Annotated in this window: 4 protein-coding genes; 1 reads left to right on the top strand and 3 read right to left on the bottom strand. The window is 54.1% G+C overall.

Annotated elements, in window-relative coordinates:
* Positions 1 to 153 (top strand): DUF1654 domain-containing protein, encoded by a 153-nt coding sequence (locus EA795_RS21730; protein ID WP_122079215.1) that lies wholly within the window; start codon positions 1 to 3, stop codon positions 151 to 153.
* Here EA795_RS21730 and EA795_RS20490 read toward each other — a convergent pair whose 3' ends face one another.
* The 3 genes from EA795_RS20490 to EA795_RS20480 all read right to left on the bottom strand — a co-directional run bounded on the left by EA795_RS20490 (position 154) and on the right by EA795_RS20480 (position 2,210).
* Positions 154 to 660, bottom strand: coding sequence for a thermonuclease family protein (locus EA795_RS20490; RefSeq protein WP_122079213.1), 507 nt, complete (start codon positions 658 to 660; stop codon positions 154 to 156).
* A 267-nt stretch (positions 661 to 927) separates the two neighbouring features.
* Entirely contained in the window at positions 928 to 1,371 is a 444-nt protein-coding gene (locus EA795_RS20485) for a hypothetical protein (RefSeq protein WP_122079211.1), read from the bottom strand.
* Positions 1,368 to 2,210, bottom strand: a complete 843-nt coding sequence (locus tag EA795_RS20480) for a hypothetical protein (RefSeq protein ID WP_205891510.1) — start codon at positions 2,208 to 2,210, stop codon at positions 1,368 to 1,370. The genes EA795_RS20485 and EA795_RS20480 overlap by 4 nt, the downstream gene beginning before the upstream one ends.
* Positions 2,211 to 2,348 lie beyond the last annotated feature (138 nt).

Genomic DNA, 2,348 nt, shown 5'->3' with positions numbered 1-2,348 from the left:
ATGGAGATGCTGGCCGAGACGGACGGGCTGAACATGACCTTCAACGACGACGGTACGGTGACGTTGGAGTGGGGCCGGCGAGAAGATGAGGAGGAGGTGGTGATAGTTGATCAGGAGCACGAGCCGCAGGAAGAGACCGCGGCGCCATTCTGATCAGCGCTTGCCGCGTCGCCAGTCCCAAGGCGGAATCGGCTGAGGATCGCGCCACAGCCCTACGGATCGAGCGCGCGCCTCGGCCTGCTCGAACTCGTAGGCGTGGCGCTCTTCCTGGGGCTGCTCCTTGGCGTAGCGCTCGTACCACCAGGCCATGCCGTTGGCGAGCTGCGCTCGGCCGGCGTCGAGCGTATGGCCGCAGCCTGGGCAATCGGCAGGATCAACCCACACCGAGCCGATGATGCGCTTCCAGTGGTCGCGTTTGGTCCAGTGGATGGTCGCGGTCTTACCGTAGGCCAGGTTGGAAAGGTTCTGGCGTGAGCGCTCGCCGAAAGACTGCTTGCGTTCGGGAGCGTCGATGCCGCGAAGACGGATGCGCTCCTGCCTCTTGTCGGCGGTCAGGCAGGTGAGGGTGTCGCCGTCAGCCACACCGATGACGCGGCATTCGAGCGTGGCAGAGAGAGCAGGGGAGGAGAGCAGAAGTAAGGCGAGGGTGATGCGGTGCATAGCGCCTCCGTGCGCATGTGAAAAGCCCCGCACAGGGCGGGGCTAAATTTGTACTTTTGTCCCGTCGCTCCAAGCTCCGCGATCCGCGCGGTGGTCCATCGGCCTTCCAGGCCCGGGGCACGTCCTGTGCTATTGCGAGCGAACTATGATCGAAAGGATCAGGGCAGGATATGGCTTAATCATGACGTCTACTGTAGGTGATGGCTTACAGCCGTATCGCTTATGAAAAGCCCCGCTAGGTGCGGGGCTTAGCTGTGCGCCCGCCGATCAGTCGTAATCGATGATTATGATTACGCTTTTAGCCGTATCGTATAAATTCAACAGCGAATACGCAAAGATCGAACATATGGCGACCGACATCCCAGACTTTAACTCGGAGGTGCTCAAAACGAAAACCGAATCATTCAATGTAAGCAAGATAACCGACAAAGCGATAAGACCGACCTGCTCTTTAATCGAAAGTAACATCTCAGCTTTTGTGGCCGAAAAACTTTCTGACCCTACGCCTTTTTTATCAATAAGCTCGCGAATCTTTGTAAGAACGATGCCCATTGTTGCTGAGTTTATCGCTAGCAACGCGATAAGCAATGTAATCAGGTTTCCCTTTAAAAAATCGTTCAGGTACTGACTCTGCCCAGCTGTCTGAGCAAGCTGGCATAGATACCCTATGCCCAAAGCTATTAGGGAGGTCGTCAGAACCTGTTTAATCATTTCATCAAGCTCTTGAGTATTTCCGCCACAGCATCAGCGTCTCCCTCTAGTTTAGCATCTGCAACCTCGATTTCCTTAACAGTAGTCGACGTACTGATCTTCTTTTTGATGCCAGCCAAGCTGATCGATACGTTACCACCGCCTTCGCTGGTATATGAGGCTAGCCCCTCAACCACCTCATCGCTTTTTTCGAGTACGAGAGCTGACTCAGGATCCGACTCAAGCGAAAGGGTGCTCTTAACGGCATTGGTGCGTTTCGCAAAGGACCTAAGATCATCAGGAAGTGCTTTTGAGATTGACGCCATATTAGGCGTCACGAGCTCAAATTCGACTTTCTTTATGCGCCCCTTGTGCTTATCAACTAGATCCCAAAACACCTTTTCTTCAAAAAGTGGCTCCGCTGCTGCAACGAGCTGATGTCTTGATAGTGGTTCTTCAAGGGATTTCATCAAAAGCCGGGCTGCGGCAATAGGTTTCTGAAATGCCTGAGTTCGATGTTGAACAGCAATAAGCTGCTTATCGGGGTGGTTCCATATTGCTACCCAAATTTTAGGCCAATGGTCCGCTGGCCTTGATCCGAAATCTTTCGTTTCTAGATTTACTGAGCGGTTGACGGCAATTCTGTAGAGGAAGAAGTCATCGCTGTCGACCAGCTTCTGCACGTTTACCTCGGTTCGTTCGCTCTTGAATAACGTCGGAGCGCGGAGAGCCGCCGAGAACAGTTCGTTCTTTTGCTTGATGAGCTCATCAACCGAATTGGGGCCGTAAAGATCACCCTGAAAGTATCTGTCTCGAGGAAGAAGCTGGTAACGAAACAGGTGAAAACGTGATTTTGCCATGATGTTCCTTGAATGCCAGGCCTCTTCCGGCGCACTCCGCAGAATCTGCAGATCCTGCGGCGCCTCGTTCGTGGCGGTGCCCTAAACCTTGCTCGGCGGCACGATGGCGCCGAGCCCTACATCATCGCCCCGCCGCGC

It is taken from the genome of Stutzerimonas nitrititolerans, assembly GCF_003696285.1.
GTDB classification, from domain to species: domain Bacteria; phylum Pseudomonadota; class Gammaproteobacteria; order Pseudomonadales; family Pseudomonadaceae; genus Stutzerimonas; species Stutzerimonas nitrititolerans.
The sequence above is the reverse complement of the archived record's forward strand: the minus strand, read 5'-3'. Positions and strand labels throughout refer to the sequence as shown.